This is a genomic window from Janthinobacterium sp. GW821-FHT03A03 (assembly GCF_059421435.1).
In genome coordinates, this window is record NZ_JBWKUZ010000001.1 from 785,416 (window position 1) to 801,965 (window position 16,550).

The 16,550-nt window shown below is 63.2% G+C and carries 16 protein-coding genes; 12 read left to right on the forward strand and 4 right to left on the reverse strand.

Annotation, left to right across the window (positions count from 1 at the left end; genetic code table 11):
• Positions 1–208 precede the first annotated feature (208 nt).
• The 10 genes from AC07VI_RS03590 (at position 209) to AC07VI_RS03635 (ending at position 9,994) form a co-directional block, all read left to right on the forward strand.
• A complete protein-coding gene (locus AC07VI_RS03590; RefSeq protein ID WP_086143796.1) occupies positions 209–763 on the forward strand; it encodes a hypothetical protein in 555 nt (184 codons plus the stop codon).
• 35 nt (positions 764–798) lie between these two features.
• On the forward strand, positions 799–1,389 hold the full coding sequence (locus AC07VI_RS03595) for a hypothetical protein (RefSeq protein ID WP_086143795.1): 591 nt from the start codon (positions 799–801) through the stop codon (positions 1,387–1,389).
• A 66-nt stretch (positions 1,390–1,455) separates the two neighbouring features.
• Positions 1,456–1,875 carry a DUF4259 domain-containing protein gene (locus AC07VI_RS03600; RefSeq protein WP_086143794.1) on the forward strand — a complete coding sequence of 140 codons (420 nt, stop codon included), beginning with the start codon at positions 1,456–1,458 and terminating at the stop codon, positions 1,873–1,875.
• A 117-nt stretch (positions 1,876–1,992) separates the two neighbouring features.
• Entirely contained in the window at positions 1,993–2,871 is an 879-nt protein-coding gene (locus AC07VI_RS03605; protein ID WP_071075558.1) for a CorC family transporter, read from the forward strand.
• Between the two features lie 79 nt (positions 2,872–2,950).
• The gene (gene lnt / locus AC07VI_RS03610) at positions 2,951–4,468 is read left to right on the forward strand and encodes an apolipoprotein N-acyltransferase (RefSeq protein ID WP_086143986.1); all 1,518 of its coding nucleotides are present in this window, start codon (positions 2,951–2,953) and stop codon (positions 4,466–4,468) included.
• A 147-nt stretch (positions 4,469–4,615) separates the two neighbouring features.
• Complete coding sequence (gene glyQ, locus AC07VI_RS03615) at positions 4,616–5,530, forward strand: glycine--tRNA ligase subunit alpha (protein WP_086143793.1); 915 nt, start codon at positions 4,616–4,618, stop codon at positions 5,528–5,530.
• Between the two features lie 37 nt (positions 5,531–5,567).
• Entirely contained in the window at positions 5,568–7,670 is a 2,103-nt protein-coding gene (glyS, locus tag AC07VI_RS03620; protein WP_086143792.1) for a glycine--tRNA ligase subunit beta, read from the forward strand.
• On the forward strand, positions 7,670–8,257 hold the full coding sequence (gene gmhB, locus AC07VI_RS03625) for a D-glycero-beta-D-manno-heptose 1,7-bisphosphate 7-phosphatase (protein WP_086143791.1): 588 nt from the start codon (positions 7,670–7,672) through the stop codon (positions 8,255–8,257). Before glyS ends, gmhB begins: the two co-directional genes overlap by 1 nt.
• Positions 8,258–8,273: 16 nt before the next feature.
• Entirely contained in the window at positions 8,274–9,014 is a 741-nt protein-coding gene (locus AC07VI_RS03630) for a lysophospholipid acyltransferase family protein (protein WP_034746739.1), read from the forward strand.
• A gap of 44 nt (positions 9,015–9,058) precedes the next feature.
• Complete coding sequence (locus tag AC07VI_RS03635) at positions 9,059–9,994, forward strand: M48 family metallopeptidase (RefSeq protein WP_086143790.1); 936 nt, start codon at positions 9,059–9,061, stop codon at positions 9,992–9,994.
• Positions 9,995–10,079: 85 nt separating this feature from the next.
• On the opposite strand, the gene waaA is transcribed toward AC07VI_RS03635, so the two are convergent.
• The 4 genes from waaA to AC07VI_RS03655 form a co-directional block, all read right to left on the reverse strand.
• Positions 10,080–11,354 (reverse strand): lipid IV(A) 3-deoxy-D-manno-octulosonic acid transferase, encoded by a 1,275-nt coding sequence (gene waaA, locus AC07VI_RS03640; protein ID WP_086143789.1) that lies wholly within the window; start codon positions 11,352–11,354, stop codon positions 10,080–10,082.
• A gap of 18 nt (positions 11,355–11,372) precedes the next feature.
• Entirely contained in the window at positions 11,373–12,395 is a 1,023-nt protein-coding gene (gene waaC / locus AC07VI_RS03645; protein ID WP_086143788.1) for a lipopolysaccharide heptosyltransferase I, read from the reverse strand.
• A 4-nt stretch (positions 12,396–12,399) separates the two neighbouring features.
• Positions 12,400–13,794, reverse strand: coding sequence for a phosphomannomutase/phosphoglucomutase (locus AC07VI_RS03650; RefSeq protein WP_086143787.1), 1,395 nt, complete (start codon positions 13,792–13,794; stop codon positions 12,400–12,402).
• A 79-nt stretch (positions 13,795–13,873) separates the two neighbouring features.
• Positions 13,874–14,182 carry an H-NS histone family protein gene (locus AC07VI_RS03655; RefSeq protein WP_086143786.1) on the reverse strand — a complete coding sequence of 103 codons (309 nt, stop codon included), beginning with the start codon at positions 14,180–14,182 and terminating at the stop codon, positions 13,874–13,876.
• 388 nt (positions 14,183–14,570) lie between these two features.
• Here AC07VI_RS03655 and AC07VI_RS03660 point away from each other — a divergent pair, with 388 nt between their 5' ends.
• Positions 14,571–15,419 carry a symmetrical bis(5'-nucleosyl)-tetraphosphatase gene (locus AC07VI_RS03660; protein ID WP_086143785.1) on the forward strand — a complete coding sequence of 283 codons (849 nt, stop codon included), beginning with the start codon at positions 14,571–14,573 and terminating at the stop codon, positions 15,417–15,419.
• 88 nt (positions 15,420–15,507) lie between these two features.
• Entirely contained in the window at positions 15,508–16,428 is a 921-nt protein-coding gene (locus tag AC07VI_RS03665; protein WP_086143784.1) for an AraC family transcriptional regulator, read from the forward strand.
• The last annotated feature ends 122 nt before the right edge of the window (positions 16,429–16,550 follow it).

The window sequence follows — 16,550 nt, forward strand, 5'->3', positions numbered from 1 at the left end:
GCCCGCGTGCGCCCCTGCCCCGTGACTGACCCCTGAAATATATCTGCGCGGCTTGATTCAATTGCCAAAACGCAACGATATAATACGGCATTGCCATATTCGCCACATTCATGCAAAAGAATTGGCGATGCCACCAGGCAAAGATCCTCCATTCACGCAAGAGGAATGGATCAACTACCACTATCCGAACCCAGGGAGTCATTTCAGCATGCGTCACGCCAAAATTGTGTTTGCCTTTTTGTCCGCCATCGCCCTTTCCGCCTGCTCCACCGTCGCGCCACCCTACACCCCGTCGATGGACAACGTCCAGACACTCAAAAATAGCGCCGGCAGCCAGGCAAAGGTGGGCGTTTTCACCGCACAGAAAAAGGCCGATGCCCCGCTGTCCATGCGTGGCTCGTCCCTGGCCTCGCCGTATGAGAAGTCCTATTCCGTGTATGTGGCAGAGGCGCTGAAACAGGAACTGAGCCTGGCAAACAAGCTGGCGCCGGATGCCGATATCGAAATTTCCGGCACTTTGCTGCAAAATGAATTCGACGCGTCGGGCTTCAGCACCGGCACGGCCATGCTGGAAGCGCGCTTCATCGTCAAGAAAGCCGGCGAGGTACGCTATGACCAGGTCAAGACAGCCAGCCATGAATGGCCATCCTCGTTTGCCGGCGCCATTGCGCTGCCGCGCGCCATGCAGGAATACACGGTCGTCGTGCAGAAACTGCTCGCCCAGCTGTATCAGGACAAGGACTTCAACAACAGCCTGCAATAAGCCGGCGTCCCCCTACTTCACGCAATCCATATCACATGGCTATTACCAAACTCCTTGCAACGCTTGCCGTTGCCGTCGCCCTGGTGGGCTGCGCCCATCCCATGGTCATCGCGCCCAACCTCGCCGGCATCGAACGCCCCGATACCGCGCGCCCGGTCAAGAAAAATGTCGCGTACTACATCAGCGACACGCTGCGCCAAACCGAAGTCACCACTGGCGGCGGCGGTGGCGACAAGGTCAGCTATTTCCCCTACCGCGACATGGAGCTGTCGCTGTACAAAATGCTGTCGAATGTCTTTGGCGAAGTCACCACGCTGAAAAGCCCGGCTGACCAGGAAGCCATGGCGCGTCACCAGATCGTGTATGTCGTGACGCCGCAGCTGTCGACCAGTTCTTCGTCGGACAGCGCCTTCACCTGGCCGCCGACCCGGTTCAGCGTCGACCTGACCTGCAACATCAGCGATGCCAGCGGCAAGGAAATCGTGTCGAAGAAAGTCGTCGGCGTGGGCGAAGGAAAATTCAGCGAATTCAAGAAAGACCACGCCATCACCGGCAAACGGGCGCTGACGGATGCCATGCGCAAGATGCAGCAAGCCCTGCTGGACGAACCCATCCTGCGCAATTAAATCCGCATGGCCATGGCAGGCATGCCAAAATGCCTGCCATTCCATACAACGCAACAAGGACACAGCATGGGCACTTGGGCCACCGACGCCTTCGGCAACGACTACGCCATGGACTGGGCGCAGGACTTGCACGAATATAAAACTCTGGAACTGGTCGAGACGACGCTCGACAACGTCATCGACAGCGCGGAAGCGGAGCTCGAGGCGCCGTTTGCCGCCGAGGCGCTGGCCGCGCTGGAAGTCATCGCCCGCCTGCAGGGCAAGCCGGGCGAAGACGACCCGGCCACCGCGGAAGTCGATGAATGGGTGGCCGCCTGCAGGAAGAAGGTCACGCCGCCGCTGCTGGACAAGGCGCGCCTGGCCTTCGAGCGCATCACGGCCGAGTCGTCGGAACTGCGCCAGCTGTGGCAGGACAGCGAGCACTACGCCGACTGGCAGGCCGACGTGGCGGCCTTGCGCGCGCGCGTGCTGGGCCCGGACGCCTGAAACGTCGGGCAACGGCGCACTTCAACGTATTAAATTTGCATCAAAAGCGGGGAAATCCGGTATTCCCCCACTTTTGGTGTATCCTATATCCCTTCGCAACAACGGCTCACGCCTCCTATGCCCGAGCACCCTAGTGGCGTCAGAACTGACGTCAAGCCCCACCGGTCACTGTTTGAACGCCTGACCGCACTCATTTCCCCCGAGCCAGAGAACCGTGCAGAATTGCTCGATGTTCTACACGATGCGCATGAACGCAAGCTGATCGACGCCGACGCCCTGTCGATGATCGAAGGCGTGTTCCAGGTGTCGGATCTCTGTGCGCGCGACATCATGATTCCCCGTTCGCAGATGGATGTCATCGACATCAGCAAGCCGATCGAGGAATGGATGCCGGAAGTCCTGTCCACCGCCCACTCGCGCTTTCCCGCGATCGAAGGCGAGCGCGACAAGGTCATCGGCATCCTGCTGGCGAAAGACCTGCTGCGTTATTACGCTGAAGAAACTTTCGATGTGCGCGACATGCTGCGCCCCGCCATCTTCATCCCCGAATCGAAACGCCTGAATGTGCTGCTGCGCGACTTCCGCGCCAACCACAATCACATGGCCATCGTCGTCGATGAATACAGCGGCGTCGCCGGCCTGATCACCATCGAAGACGTGCTGGAGCAGATCGTCGGCGATATCGAGGACGAATACGACTTCGACGAAGCCGAGGACAACATCCTGTCGCTGAAGGAAGGCCAGTTCGGCCCCCGCTGGCGCGTCAAGGCGCTGACCGAGATCGAACAGTTCAACGAGGAAGTGGGCAGCCACCTGGTCGACGACGACGTCGACACCATCGGCGGCCTCGTTTCCAAGTACCTGGGCCGCATGGCGCACAAGGGCGACATCTTCGACCTGGGCAATCTGCGCTTCGAGGTGCTGCGCGCCGATGCGCGCCAGGTGCACGTGCTGCTCGTCGAGCGACTGCCCAACGTGCCGGAACTGGAACTCTGACATGCGCGTGCTGTAAATGCGTTTCAGACGCTTAGATCCCAACGCCCCCGCCAAACCGCCCCGCAGCACCTGGGCGCGCATGCTGACTGCCTTTGTTGCCGGCGCCGTCGCCGTGCTGGCGTTCGCCCCATTCGGTTACTGGCCCCTGCAAATCCTCAGCCTGGGCGTGCTGTTCTACCAGGTGCTGCGCTCATCGAGCGTCAAGGGCGGCGCGCTGATCGGCTGGGCCTATGGCTTCGGCTGGTGCGCGGCCGGCACGCACTGGCTGTATATCTCCATGCACCGCTATGGCGACATGGCCGCGCCGATCGCAGTCATTGCCGTGGCCCTGCTGGCCCTCTTGATGGCCATTTACGTGGCCCTGGCCATGGGCGCGGCCGCCTGGCTGCGCCGCCGCTGGGTGCTGTCCCTGCCCGCCATGACCCTGCTGGTACTGCCCGCCACGTGGACCCTGTTCGAATGGACGCGCGGCTGGCTGTTTACGGGCTTTCCGTGGCTGGCCACCGGCTACGCCCACAATACCAGCCCGCTGGGCGGCTTTGCCCCCATCGTCGGCGCATATGGCCTGGGCTGGCTGGCGGCCCTGTCGGCCGGCGCCCTGCTGCTGCTCACGCATCGCACGCGCTGGCTGGCGCTGGGCGGCGTCATCGCCCTGTATGCGGCCGGCGTGGGCCTGCAGTACGTGAACTGGACGCACCCGGTCGGGCGCCCGATCACCGTGCGCCTGCTGCAGGGGAATGTGCCGCAGCAGCAGAAATTCGACCCCGGCTTCGTGCTGGGCGCCCTGCAGATGTACCAGAGCGCCATCACCAGCGCCCCGGCCGACCTGATCGCCACGCCGGAAACGGCCGTCACCGTGCTGCCGCACCAGCTGCCGCCCGGCTATCTGGACAGCCTGGCGACGTATGCGCAGCAGACGGGCAGCTCGATCTTGCTCGGCATGCCCGTGCTCGACGAGCAGCAGCGCTTCTACAATGCGGCCGTGGGCATCACGCCCAACGGCACGCCGGGACCGTACTACCAGTACCGCAAGCACCATCTGGTGCCGTTCGGCGAATTTGTGCCGCCCGGCCTGCACTGGTTTGTCGCCATGATGGCCATCCCGCTGGGCGACATGGGCCGCGGCGCCGACGTGCAGGCGCCGCTCCAGGTACGCGACCAGCTGGTGCTGCCGAATATCTGCTACGAAGACCTGTTTGGCGAGGAAATCGCTGGCCAGCTGGCCAGCGCCCACCGCCATGGCAAGCAGTCGGCCTCCGTGCTGCTCAATATCTCGAACCTGGCCTGGTTTGGCGACTCGATCGCCATCCCGCAGCATTTGCAGATTTCGCAGATGCGCAGCCTGGAAACGGGCCGCCCCATGCTGCGCTCGACGAACACGGGCGCCACGGCCGTCATCGACGGCAAGGGCGTGGTGCAAAGCCTGCTGCCGCCGGAACAGCAAGCCGCGCTGGCGACCAAGGTGCAAGGCATGGGCGGCATGACGCCATACATTCTGTACGGCAACAAACTGGTGCTGGCCCTGTCCGCGCTGGCCCTGCTGACGGCCTTCCTGCTGTCGCGCGCCGCCCGCCGTGGCCGCGCTGCACAGCAATAAGCGGCCGATATTGCCCGAAGAGTCACAGTGGGTCCGTAAAAACCGCTAAAATTAGCAAAACCCCGGCCCGGACGCGCTTGTTAGCAGCGTGCGGGCTTCAAGCAAACCTTAACAAAGCGCAGCCCGTCCGCGCGGCGAACTCATACGATGCTCACATTTCAACAAATTATCCTGACCTTGCAAACCTATTGGGACAAGCAAGGTTGCGCCCTGCTCCAGCCTTACGACATGGAAGTCGGCGCCGGCACCTTCCACACCGGCACCTTCCTGCGCGCGATCGGGCCGGAACCGTGGCGCGCCGCGTATGTGCAGCCTTCGCGCCGCCCGAAGGATGGCCGCTACGGCGAAAACCCGAACCGCATGCAGCACTACTACCAGTACCAGGTGGTCTTGAAGCCGGCGCCGGAAAACATCCTCGACCTGTATCTGGGTTCGCTGGCCGCGCTGGGCCTGGACCTGAAGCAGAATGACGTGCGCTTCGTCGAAGACGACTGGGAAAGCCCGACCCTGGGCGCCTGGGGCCTGGGCTGGGAAGTCTGGCTGAACGGCATGGAAGTGACCCAATTTACCTACTTCCAGCAAGTGGGCGGCCTCGATTGCAAGCCCGTGCTGGGCGAAATCACCTACGGCATCGAACGCCTGGCCATGTATTTGCAGGGCGTGGAAAACGTGTATGACCTGGTGTGGACGGAGTGGGAAGAAAATGGTGTGGCGAAGAAGCTGACCTACGGCGACGTCTTCCACCAGAACGAGGTGGAGCAATCGACCTACAACTTCGAGCACGCGAATACGGACCTGCTGTTCGAACAGTTCGGCAACTACGAAGCGGAAGCGAAGCGTTTGATCGAACTGCAGCTGACCCTGCCCGCCTACGAGAAGATCATGAAGGCCTCGCACAGCTTCAATATGCTCGATGCGCGCGGCGCCATCTCGGTAACGGAACGCGCCGCCTACATCGGCCGCGTGCGCACCCTGTCGCGCCTGGTGGCGCAAGCGTACTACGACTCGCGCGAGCGCCTCGGTTTTCCGATGCTGCCCGCCGCAGACCAAGCCGCCGCCTAATTCGAGCCTCCACACCGCCGTACCAGACAAGAACACCATGAACCAAACACTGCTCATCGAACTGCTGACCGAAGAACTGCCGCCGAAAGCGCTGGCCAAACTGGGCGCCGCCTTCACGGCCGGCATCGTCAACGGCCTGAAAGCGCGCGACTTCCTGGAAGCCGACAGCGTCGCCACCAGCTACGCCTCGCCGCGCCGCCTGGCCGTCTCCATCACCAACGTGCGCGAAGTCTCGCCCGATAAATCCATCCGCGAAAAAGTCCTGCCCGTCTCCGTGGCGCTGGACGCCAACGGCAACGGCACGCCGCCGCTGGCCAAGAAACTGGCCGCGCTGGGCTTTCCCGAGCTGACGGTGGCCGAGCTGGAACGCGCCGCCGACGGCAAGGCGGAAAGCTTCTTCTACACCTACACGGCGCCCGGCAGCAAACTGGAAACGGGTGCGCAAGCCGCCCTGACCGAATCCTGCGCCAAACTGCCGATTCCAAAACTGATGAGCTATCAGCGCCCGGACGGCACCACCGTGCAATTCGTGCGCCCGGCCCACAGCCTGATCGCCCTGCACGGCATCAACATCCTGCCGTTGACCCTGCTGGGCCTGACGGCCGGCCGCACGACGCTGGGCCACCGTTTCCTCACCGACGGCGAACCGATCACCATCGCGCACGCGGAAAACTATGCGCCGTCGCTGATTCTCAACGCCAGCGTCATCGCCAGCAACGAGGAACGCAAGGAACGCATCCGCGCCCAGTTGCTGGAAAAAGCGGGCGCCGACCAGGTGCTGATGCCCGAGGCGCTGCTCGACGAAGTTACGGCCCTGGTCGAATGGCCGGTCGTGTATGAATGCCACTTCGAGGAAGAATTCCTGGCCGTGCCGCAGGAATGCCTGATCCTCACGATGCAGACGAACCAGAAATATTTCGCCCTGACCGACAGCGAAGGCAAGCTGCGCTCGCGCTTTCTGATCGTCTCGAACATCGAGACGGACACGCCCGAGCACATCATCGGCGGCAACGAGCGCGTCGTGCGCCCGCGCCTGTCCGACGCCAAGTTCTTCTTCGAGCAGGACAAGAAGAAGACCCTCGCATCGCGTCTGCCGCTGCTGGCCAACGTCGTCTACCACAACAAGCTGGGCACGCAAGCTGCCCGCACAGAGCGCGTCAAGTCGCTGGCCGGCGCCATCGCGGCCAAATTGAACTGCGACGTGGCCCTGGCCGAACGGGGCGCACTGCTGGCCAAGGCCGATCTGCTGACCGACATGGTGGGTGAATTCCCCGAACTGCAAGGCATCATGGGCACGTACTACGCGCGCCATGACGGCGAACCGGAAGAAGTGGCGCTGGCCGCCTCCGAACACTACCAGCCGCGCTTTGCCGGCGACAGCCTGCCGTCGACCGCCACCGGCACCGCCGTGGCCCTGGCCGACAAGCTCGAAACCCTGGTCGGCATCTGGGCCATCGGCCTGGCGCCGACGGGCGACAAGGACCCGTTCGCGCTGCGCCGCCACGCCCTGGGCGTGCTGCGCATGCTGCTGGAAAAACGCCTGCCATTGTCGATCCAGGGCTTGCTGGGCGATGCCGCCGCACAGTTCGCGTCGGTGCCCGGCTTCAAGGACCCGGTCGCGGATGTGACCACCTTCATGCTGGACCGCCTGCGCGGCATCCTGCGCGAACGCGGTTTCTCGCCGAACGAGATCGAAGCCGTCGTGGCGCAGAATCCCGACCGCCTGGACGACATCGTGCAGCGCCTGGAAGCCGTGCAGGCGTTTGCCGCGCTGCCGGAAAGCGCCTCGCTGGCCGCTGCCAACAAGCGCATCACGAATATCCTGAAAAAGAACGAGGAAGCGGTCAGCCTGGTCGCCGCCGGCGGCGTCAACGTGGCGCTGCTGCAGGACGAGGCGGAGAAAAAACTCGCCGCCGCCGTCTCGCGCGTGCAGCCGGAAGTCGACGCGGCCTTTGCCAAGGGCGACTTCACCAGCACCCTGCAAACGCTGGCGCAGCTGCGTGACGACGTCGACGGCTTCTTCAACGACGTGATGGTAATGGCCGAGGATGTCGGCCTGCGCAACAACCGCCTGGCCTTGCTGTCGTCGCTGCACGGCATGATGAACCGCGTGGCCGACATTTCCAAGCTGGCGGCATAATGGGCACTCCGGCGCTGAAACTGATTATTCTCGACCGCGACGGCGTCATTAATCATGACTCGCCGGACTTCATCAAGTCGCCGGCCGAATGGCTGCCCATCCCCGGTTCGCTCGAAGCGATAGCCCGCCTGAACCAGGCCGGCTATCGCGTGGTCATCGCCTCGAACCAGTCGGGCATCGCGCGCGAATACTTCGACATGACGGTGCTCAACGCGATCCACCAGAAGATGCACACGCTGGCGCAGCAGGTGGGCGCCGATATTGACGCCATCTTCTTTTGCCCGCACGCGGGCACGGACAATTGTGACTGCCGCAAGCCGAAACCGGGCATGTTCCATGAAATCTCGCAGCGCTACAACACCAGCCTGAAAGGCGTGCCCACCGTCGGCGATTCGCTGCGCGACCTGCAGGCCGGCTTCATCAGCGGCTGCGTGCCCTACCTGGTCCTGACGGGCAAGGGCGAAAAAACCAACGAAACGGGCGGCCTGCCGCCCGGCACCCAGGTCTTCCCCGACCTGGCGGCCGTCGTCGGCCATCTGCTCAAGGCGCCGGCCGCGCCGGCACCCGCCGTGGCATTGAGTATCTAATCTTCGGAGAACCGCATTGCGTAATATTTCCCTGTTCCTGCGATCCCTGCTGTTCATGATCATCATGATCGTGGCCACCATCGTCTGGGCCTGCGTGTGCTTTTTTGCCGCGCCATTGAGCTACAACAAGCGCTATTGGGTCACCTCGCGCTGGAACGTGTTTATCCTGTGGTGTGCCAAGGTCATTTGCGGCATCCGCTACGAAGTCAAGGGCGCCGAGAACTTCCCGGACGCGCCGGCCATCGTACTGTCGAAGCACCAGTCGGCGTGGGAAACCATCTTTTTGCTGCCCAGCCTTCCCCGCCCGCTCGTGTATGTGTTCAAGAAGGAGATTTTGTACATTCCCTTCTTCGGCTGGGCCATGGCGCTGCTGCGCATGATCCCCATCGACCGCAAACAGGGCAAGCATGCGTTCAAAAGCGTGGTCGCGCATGGCAAGCGCCGCCTGGCCGATGGCCAATGGATTATCATGTTCCCCGAGGGTACCCGCATTCCCGTGGGCCAGGCGGGCAAGTACAAGAGCGGCGGCACGCGTCTGGCCATCGCCACGGGCGCCGTGGTGGTGCCGATTGCGCATAATTCAGGCGAGTGCTGGCCCAAGCAGTCATTCCTCAAACGCCCGGGACTGATCACCGTCTCGATAGGCAAACCGATTTCGCCGGAAGGGCAAACCCCGGACAGCATGATGCAACAGGTGGAAAATTGGATAGAATCAGAAATGCGCGTCATTTCGCCTCACGCCTACAACGCTGGCTAGACGGCATCAGCGCGGTCATCCAGGAGCCGACCCTGCGCCAGCAGATGAAGACCATCAAGGTCGGCGACCAGCAACTGGATCTGTTCGCGCATGACGTCTCGACCAGCACGCCCCCGGCGGTGCGCCCCACGGCACCGCCAGCGCCGCCCGTGGAGGCAAAGCCTGTAGTTCCCCTGGCGCCGCCACCGGCGCCCGTCATTCCTCCCGCGCGCCCTGTCCTCCCTTCACCGCCACGCACCGCCGATGGCCCGCCACTGCGCCAGCTGCAGCTGGGCAGCCACCTTGTCGAATTCGCCCTGCGCCGCTCCACGCGCCGTTCCATCGGCTTCATGATCGACGATAACGGCTTGCGCGTGACGGCGCCCAAGCGCGTCACCCTGGCCGAAATCGACAGCGCCATCCGCGCCAAGCAAGGCTGGATTGTCTCGAAGCTGCTGGAACGGGGCGAGCGCAAGGTGCAGCGCCAGCAGCGCCCGCCCGTGGCTTGGGTCGACGGCGCCGTGCTGCCGTATCTGGGCGGCGAGATCACCCTGCGCCTGCACCAGGCGCCGCGCCACCGCGCCAGCTTTCAGCGCGACACCAATGAGCTGCACGTGTGGGTCACGCCCACGGGCAGCGAGCAGCAATTGAAGGAAAAAGTAAAGGGCTGGTTCCAGCACGAGGCGCGCCAGCTGTTCGAAGCACGGCTGGACCTGTATGCGGACAAGCTCGGCGTGCGCTACGATTCGCTGTCGCTGTCGTCGGCCGGCACGCGCTGGGGCAGCTGCACCATCGAGCGCAAGATCCGCCTGAACTGGCGCCTCATTCACTTCGCCCTGCCGCTGATCGATTACGTCGTCGCGCACGAACTGTCGCACCTGCTGGAAATGAACCACAGTCCCCGCTTCTGGGCCACCGTGGAATCGATCTATCCCGATTACGATGGCGCCAAGCAGGCGCTCAGAAAGCGCTCACAAGAGCTGCCCGTTTTGTTCGCGTAATCCGACACCATTATTGGCGGCCCATGACGAATGCCGGGGTCAGACCCGCCTGGTCGGCCCCCGGATTGAGGCCAACAATGTCGGATTACGGCAGCAGCGGTTGAATAGCCGCGATGGTGCGCGGCGTGGCACCCCGGTGCTGGCTGGCAAACGCCAGCGCCCGCTCTCCCATGGAAGATAAACGCGCCGGATCCTGCAGCAGCGCCGACGCCTGCGCCGTCAGCGCGTCGGCGTCCGCCACCAGCGCGGCGCCGCCGGCAGCAATCGCCTGCTCGGTCACCAGCGCAAAATTGAAGGTGTGCGGGCCGATCAGCACGGGCTTGCCCAGGGCCGCCGGTTCGATCAGGTTTTGCCCTCCCAGCGGCAGCAGGCTTCCTCCAACGAAGGCACAATCGCAGGCCGCGTAGTACGCAAACATCTCGCCCATCGAGTCGCCCAGCAGCACCTGCGTGCCCTGCGCAACGGCATCGTCCTGCCCCAGGCCGGACCTGCGCTGTACGGCCAGGCCGTGCGACACGATTAACTTTTCCACCTCGCCGAAGCGCTGCGGGTGGCGCGGCACGATCAGCAACAGCACGTTGGCGGGCAGGCTGGCGCGCAGCCAGGCGTCAAGGATCAGCTGCTCCTCGCCTTCGCGCGTGCTGGCGCACAGCAGTACGGGGCGCGCGCCGATGGCCGCGCGCAGCGCCGCCCCCGTCGCCATGGCAGCCTCGGGCACGACAACGTCGAACTTGATGCTGCCCGTGACCACCACGTCCCGCACGCCGAGCTGGCGCACGCGCTCAGCGTCGTCCTGCGTCTGCGCCGCCACCAGGGTGATGCCGCGCGCCGCATCGGCAATGAGTTTGCCGAGACGCTGTGCCTTGCCCAGCGAACGCTGCGACAGGCGCGCATTGGCCAGCACCACGGGCACGCCGTGGCGATTACACTGGTAAATCAAATTCGGCCACACTTCCGTCTCCATCAGGATGCAGATGCGCGGTGCAAAGTGACGGATAAAACTGGCCGGCATGGCACCCGTGTCATACGGCAGGTAGCTTTGCACCAGGCGCGCGCCGTGTTTGGCGAACAGCGACTTGCCCGTGGCGCGCCCCGTGGGCGTCATGTGCGTGAGGACGATGCGGCAGGCAGGCCATTGGGCCAGCAGCGCATCGATCAGCGGCTCGGCCGCGCGCGTCTCGCCGACGGAGACGGCGTGCAGCCAGATCGTGGGATGAGTGGGATTGCTCAGGCGGCCGTAGCAGCCAAGGCGTTCGCCCCAGTGCTGGCGGTAGCCAGGTTCCTGGCGTCCGCGCAGCCACAGCCGCGCCAGCACCAGGGGCAAGGCCAGCCACCAGGCGAGGGTATAAAGAATTCGCATGATTGTTTAACGTTGAAGTCAGGCGGGAGGATGCTCGGCCAGCAGGCGCCGCGCTGCGGCCAGCACTTCCGGCACGCCCGGCGGGCTGCCCTTGTCGCCCAGATTGATGATTTTCGGCGACCAGTTGCCTTCCGTTTTCCACAGCGGCGAATCGGCATAGATTTCCACCGTCGGGCGCACAAAGGCGGCGGCGATATGCGTCAGGCCCGTATCGACGCCGATCACCAGCGCCGCGTGGCGCGCCAGCAAGGTGGCGTCGCCCATTGACAGTTTCGGCAGCACGCGCGCGTTGGGCAGGCTGGCCGCCAGTTGTTCGGCTTCCGCTTTTTCCTTGGGCGAACCCCAGGGCAGCAAAATCGGCATGGGCGCGAGCGCGTGGCCGAGGGAAATCCAGTTCTGCGGCGCCCATTTCTTGGCGTCGCGCGCCGTGCCATGAAAATACACGCAATACGGCGCCTCGCCTATCCAGTCCGGGCGCGGCTCGTTGCCGGATACTTCCGGCAAACCGAAATCGGCCGGCGTATCGACCGTGTAGCCGAGCGCCGCCGCGGCCACCAGTCTGCCGCGCGCTACCGCATGCGTACGCGGATCGAGGGGAATGCTTTTGGTGTGGAACAGGCGCGAAATGCCTTCGTAGCCGGAACCTTCGCTACCGTTCGCCAGGCCGACCTTTTGACCGCCTGGCGCCAGGCGCGCGGCGCCCATAATGATGCCCGTCTTCAGCAAGCCCTGGGTATCGAACACATAATCGTAGCGCGTCTGGCGCAGGCTGCGGAAGAAGGCGGCGATTTCCGCGCGCGTCTCCTTCTTGCCCAGGCTTTTGCGCCAGCGCCGCAGCGCAAACGGAAAAATGGTATTCACGCGCGGATTCAGACGCACCAGGCTGGTATAGCCTTCCTCGACCACCCAGTCGATGGTTGCGCCCGGATAATGACGGGCAATGTCCGCCACCATGGGCAAGTTATGCAGCACATCGCCCAGCGATGACACCCGGATCAGCAGGATTTTCAAGGGCGCCTGCGCGCCTGGTTGAACGACCATGCTGTCAGAACGGCAGAACCGCATCCGGCTTGGCAGCCAGGATCACGCTCTTGAACTGGCCCTGGATGCGCGCCAGGGCTGCCGGCGTTTCCGCCTCGAAGCGCATGACGATTACCGGCGTGGTGTTCGACGAGCGGGCCAGGCCGAAGCCGTCCGCATATTCCACGCGCAGGCCGTCGATGGTGATGATCTGCTCATTGCCAGGGAAAACGGCATCGCGGCGCAGCATGTCCATCAAGGCGACGTTTTCGCCTTCCTTCAGCTCCAGGTGCAGTTCCGGCGTGCTGTCGGACTGCGGCAGGGAATTGAGCAGCGCCGATGGATCGGCTTCGCGCGTGAGGATCTCCAGCAGGCGCGCGCCCGCATACAGGCCGTCGTCGAAACCGTACCAGCGGTCCTTGAAGAAGATATGGCCGCTCATTTCACCACCCAGCGGCGCCCCCGTCTCGCGCAGCTTGGCCTTGACCAGCGAATGGCCCGTCTTGTACATCAGCGGCACGCCGCCATGCTTGCTGATCCACGGCGCCAGATGACGCGTGCATTTCACGTCGTACAGGATCTGCGCGCCCGGATGACGGGTCAGCACGTCGGCGGCGAACAGCATCATCTGGCGGTCCGGATAAATGATCTGACCATCCTTGGTAACCACACCCAGACGGTCGCCATCGCCATCGAAAGCGATGCCGATTTCGGCATCCGTCCCGGCCAGGCAGCGGATCAGGTCTTGCAGGTTTTCCGGATGCGCCGGGTCCGGATGGTGATTCGGGAAAGTGCCGTCGACATCGCAGAACAATTCGATGACGTCGCAGCCCATCCCGCGGAACAGCTCACCCGCAAACGCGCCGGCCACGCCGTTGCCGCAGTCGACGGCGATCTTGATCGGGCGCGCCAGCTTGACGTCGCCCAGAATGCGCTCCAGGTAAGCGGCGCGGATATCGTGCGTGGTGTAGCTGCCCGAAGGGACAATGTCATCGGCGCTGCCGCCGCCCTCATGGGCCACGATGCTGTGGTAAAGCGCCTGGATCGCTACACCATGGATCGCTTCGCCGGCCAGCACCATCTTGAAGCCGTTGTAGTCGGGCGGATTGTGGCTGCCCGTGACCATGATGCCGGAGCGGGTATCGAGCACGTTGGTGCCAAAGTACACCATCGGTGTAGCGACCACGCCGAGGTCGATCACATCAACGCCTGCGGCCTGCAAGCCCTGCGCCAGCGCCGCCGTCAATTCCGGCCCCGACAAGCGCCCATCGCGGCCGATCACGACGCGCTGCTCCCCCTTGGCCAGAGCTGCCTGGCCAAATGCCTGTCCGATCTTGCGAGCCACGCTGGCATCAAGTGTTTTAGCGATGATGCCGCGGATATCGTAAGCTTTGAAGATCGTTTTTGACAATGGAAGCATGATTTGGACGGTATAAGTAGGAACAAAATAGGAGCGTCACAGGCAGAAGAGCTTGTTACGGCGCCAAAAGTATACCGAATTATACGCGCAGCAGATCGATCGACTTGCCCGATTCCACCCAATGCCTGACCCACAGCGGCTGACGGCCACGGCCAGTCCACTGTTCGGTCGCATTATCGGGATGGCGATAACGTACGGCGACCTTGCCCGTGCGTGGATGCAAGCCATCAAGTATCAGCTGTTTCAGGGGGATGCCCGCTTGCTGCGCGATCGCCATGATCTGTTCGCGTGCCTTGTTCAGATCGTCGCGTTCACGACTATTCAATTCCTTCTTGACATTATCTTCCAGTTTGCGCAATTCCAGTATCGTCATCATTGACAGATCCATCTTTTATATCCTCCACATGAATTTAAATAATAAAATCCCGTGAAATATACTACATTGCAAAAATATCTGCGTGCTGCCTGAATAATTAATCGATTATTTACGGCTGCAACATGAAGATTCAATGAAGATTTAATGAAGATATGACGACATACAGCGTAAGCAGGCAATAAACATAAAAGGATCTGTCGTTTTTCTCAATACCGGCAACGTCTTGCGCAGGCAAGGAGATTCATCTGAATTAACTCCCGCGGCGGCACGCGGATTCTATTATGAAGATAAAACGACAGCTCCAGAATTTCCAATAGACGGATAATGCCCGACTTCAGGCATCATGCATGCTTACCTGTTTATAATGGATGCGTGTCATCCCACCTTGAACTCATCCCACATGAAAACCTACTTTATCGGCGATCTGCAAGGCTGCCATGCACAAACCCGCCAACTGATCGAACAGATCCAGGCGGCAGAGGATGGCCCCTTCCGCCTCCTGTTCGCTGGCGACCTGATCAACCGTGGCCCCGCCTCGCTGGCCACCCTGCGCCAGGTTCATGCGCTGGCGCAGCAAGGCCTGGCCGACAGCGTCCTGGGCAACCATGACTTGCACCTGCTGGCCGTGGCCAACGGTATCCGGCCCGAGCATGCGTCCGACACGCTGGCCGAGATCCTTGATGCGCCCGACCGCGAGGAATTGATCACCTGGCTGCGCCAGCGGCCACTGGCACTGGAGCACGACGGCCATGTGCTCGTGCATGCGGGCCTGCTGCCGCAATGGAGCGCGCAACAGGCGCTGGCCTTGAGCGAGGAAGTATCCACCATGCTGCGCAGCGACGACTGGGTAGCCTTCCTGCGCACCATGTACGGCAACGAGCCAGCCGCCTGGCGCGACGACCTGCAGGGCGCCGACCGGCTGCGCTGCATCATCAACGCCATGACGCGGCTGCGCTTTTGCACACCGGACGGCGTCATGGACTTCAAGATGAAGGAAAGCGGCAGCCCACCGCCGGGTTCCGGCCTGCTGCCGTGGTTCGACGTGCCGGGCCGGCGCAGCGCCGGCGACACCATCGTCTTTGGCCACTGGTCGGCGCTGGGACTGCAGTTGCGACCGCACCTGATCGGCCTCGATAGCGGCTGCGTCTGGGGTGGAAAACTCTCCGCTGTGTGCCTGGAAGACCGCACACTGCTGCAAGTCGACTGTCCCGCCTTCCAGCAGCACGGCGGCAAGAGTGGCAGGCAGTAAGCGGATCGCACGCATATGCTTAGTCGAAATCGGTCGTTGGCCTTGCCGCGCCTGGGCCGTATGATGCAGCTTTTGCCTTTGCGATCCCATGCATCCTGATACCGACAGACTGGCGCGCTGGCTGCTCGGCAGCCTGCAACTCGACACCGCCGTACTGCATGTGGGCCAGTACTGCGGCCGCTGGCGCGCGTCCACGGCGGGCCGGGAACTGGGCAGCTTCCACCTGGTGCTCGATGGCCACTGCTATTTGCACCTCGATGGCGCAGCGCCGGTCGCGCTTGGCCCGCGCGATGGCGTCTTCCTGCTGCGCGACTTGCCGCATTTTCTCAGCCCCCACAGCGACCCGCTGCAGGCGGCGAGCGCACAAGCCATGCTGCCGTTGCTGGCGCCCACGGACAGCCCGGCGACGGCGCTGGCCTGCGGCTTTTTCCAGTTCCGCGGCGCCCTCTCCGCGCTGATCGTCGACTCCTTCCCGCCGTATTTGCTGATACGCGGCGATGCGCCCGCCTTCAGCGCCGCCGCAGCGCTGTTCGACCTGATCCTGCTTGAAGCGGGTGGCGACCCGGAACAGCCGTCGCCGCTCATTGCGCGCCTGGTCGAACTGCTGTTCTTTTACCTGATACGTCATGTAGCCCAGGGCGAGCAAGTGGCGGCCGGCCTGCTGTCGCTGCTGCACCAGCCCGCATTTTCGCCGCTGCTCGAACGCATGCTCGACGCCCCGGCCGACGACTGGTCGATCGAGAACATGGCCAAGGCGGCCTGCATGTCGCGCGCCAGCTTCTGTAAGCATTTCGCCAGCGCCAGCGGCCACTCGCCGGCCCAATTCCTGCTCCTGCTGCGCATGAAGATCGCCGCGCGGCGCCTGCACGACGGCGTTTCCGTCGAACGGGCGGCCGAACTGGTAGGCTACCGCTCGCATGCCGCATTTACGCGGGCCTTCAAGCGGGTCACGGGCGAGCAGCCGGGAGCCTACCGGCGCGACCAGCGCCAGCGCCAGCTGGCCAGTTGAGGCACAGCAGAAATCAAGGACAGCAGAATCAAAGACGAACGAACACAAAAGGACGACGCTGACGTCTGTTGTGTACACGACATGGCCGATATAATGCCCGGGTGACTTACTAACTTAGCAAG

Bases quoted from the DNA above. Each gene is read 5' to 3' on its own strand.
- waaC (WP_086143788.1), bottom strand. From the start codon at position 12,395: ATGGTCGTTCAACCAGGCGCGCAGGCGCCCTTGAAAATCCTGCTGATC.
- AC07VI_RS03600 (WP_086143794.1), top strand. From the start codon at position 1,456: ATGGGCACTTGGGCCACCGACGCCTTCGGCAACGACTACGCCATGGAC.
- waaA (WP_086143789.1), bottom strand. From the start codon at position 11,354: ATGCGAATTCTTTATACCCTCGCCTGGTGGCTGGCCTTGCCCCTGGTG.
- AC07VI_RS03655 (WP_086143786.1), bottom strand. From the start codon at position 14,182: ATGGATCTGTCAATGATGACGATACTGGAATTGCGCAAACTGGAAGAT.
- glyS (WP_086143792.1), top strand. From the start codon at position 5,568: ATGAACCAAACACTGCTCATCGAACTGCTGACCGAAGAACTGCCGCCG.
- AC07VI_RS03650 (WP_086143787.1), bottom strand. From the start codon at position 13,794: ATGCTTCCATTGTCAAAAACGATCTTCAAAGCTTACGATATCCGCGGC.
- AC07VI_RS03665 (WP_086143784.1), top strand. From the start codon at position 15,508: ATGCATCCTGATACCGACAGACTGGCGCGCTGGCTGCTCGGCAGCCTG.
- gmhB (WP_086143791.1), top strand. From the start codon at position 7,670: ATGGGCACTCCGGCGCTGAAACTGATTATTCTCGACCGCGACGGCGTC.
- lnt (WP_086143986.1), top strand. From the start codon at position 2,951: ATGCTGACTGCCTTTGTTGCCGGCGCCGTCGCCGTGCTGGCGTTCGCC.
- AC07VI_RS03660 (WP_086143785.1), top strand. From the start codon at position 14,571: ATGAAAACCTACTTTATCGGCGATCTGCAAGGCTGCCATGCACAAACC.
- AC07VI_RS03595 (WP_086143795.1), top strand. From the start codon at position 799: ATGGCTATTACCAAACTCCTTGCAACGCTTGCCGTTGCCGTCGCCCTG.
- glyQ (WP_086143793.1), top strand. From the start codon at position 4,616: ATGCTCACATTTCAACAAATTATCCTGACCTTGCAAACCTATTGGGAC.
- AC07VI_RS03590 (WP_086143796.1), top strand. From the start codon at position 209: ATGCGTCACGCCAAAATTGTGTTTGCCTTTTTGTCCGCCATCGCCCTT.
- AC07VI_RS03605 (WP_071075558.1), top strand. From the start codon at position 1,993: ATGCCCGAGCACCCTAGTGGCGTCAGAACTGACGTCAAGCCCCACCGG.
- AC07VI_RS03635 (WP_086143790.1), top strand. From the start codon at position 9,059: ATGAAGACCATCAAGGTCGGCGACCAGCAACTGGATCTGTTCGCGCAT.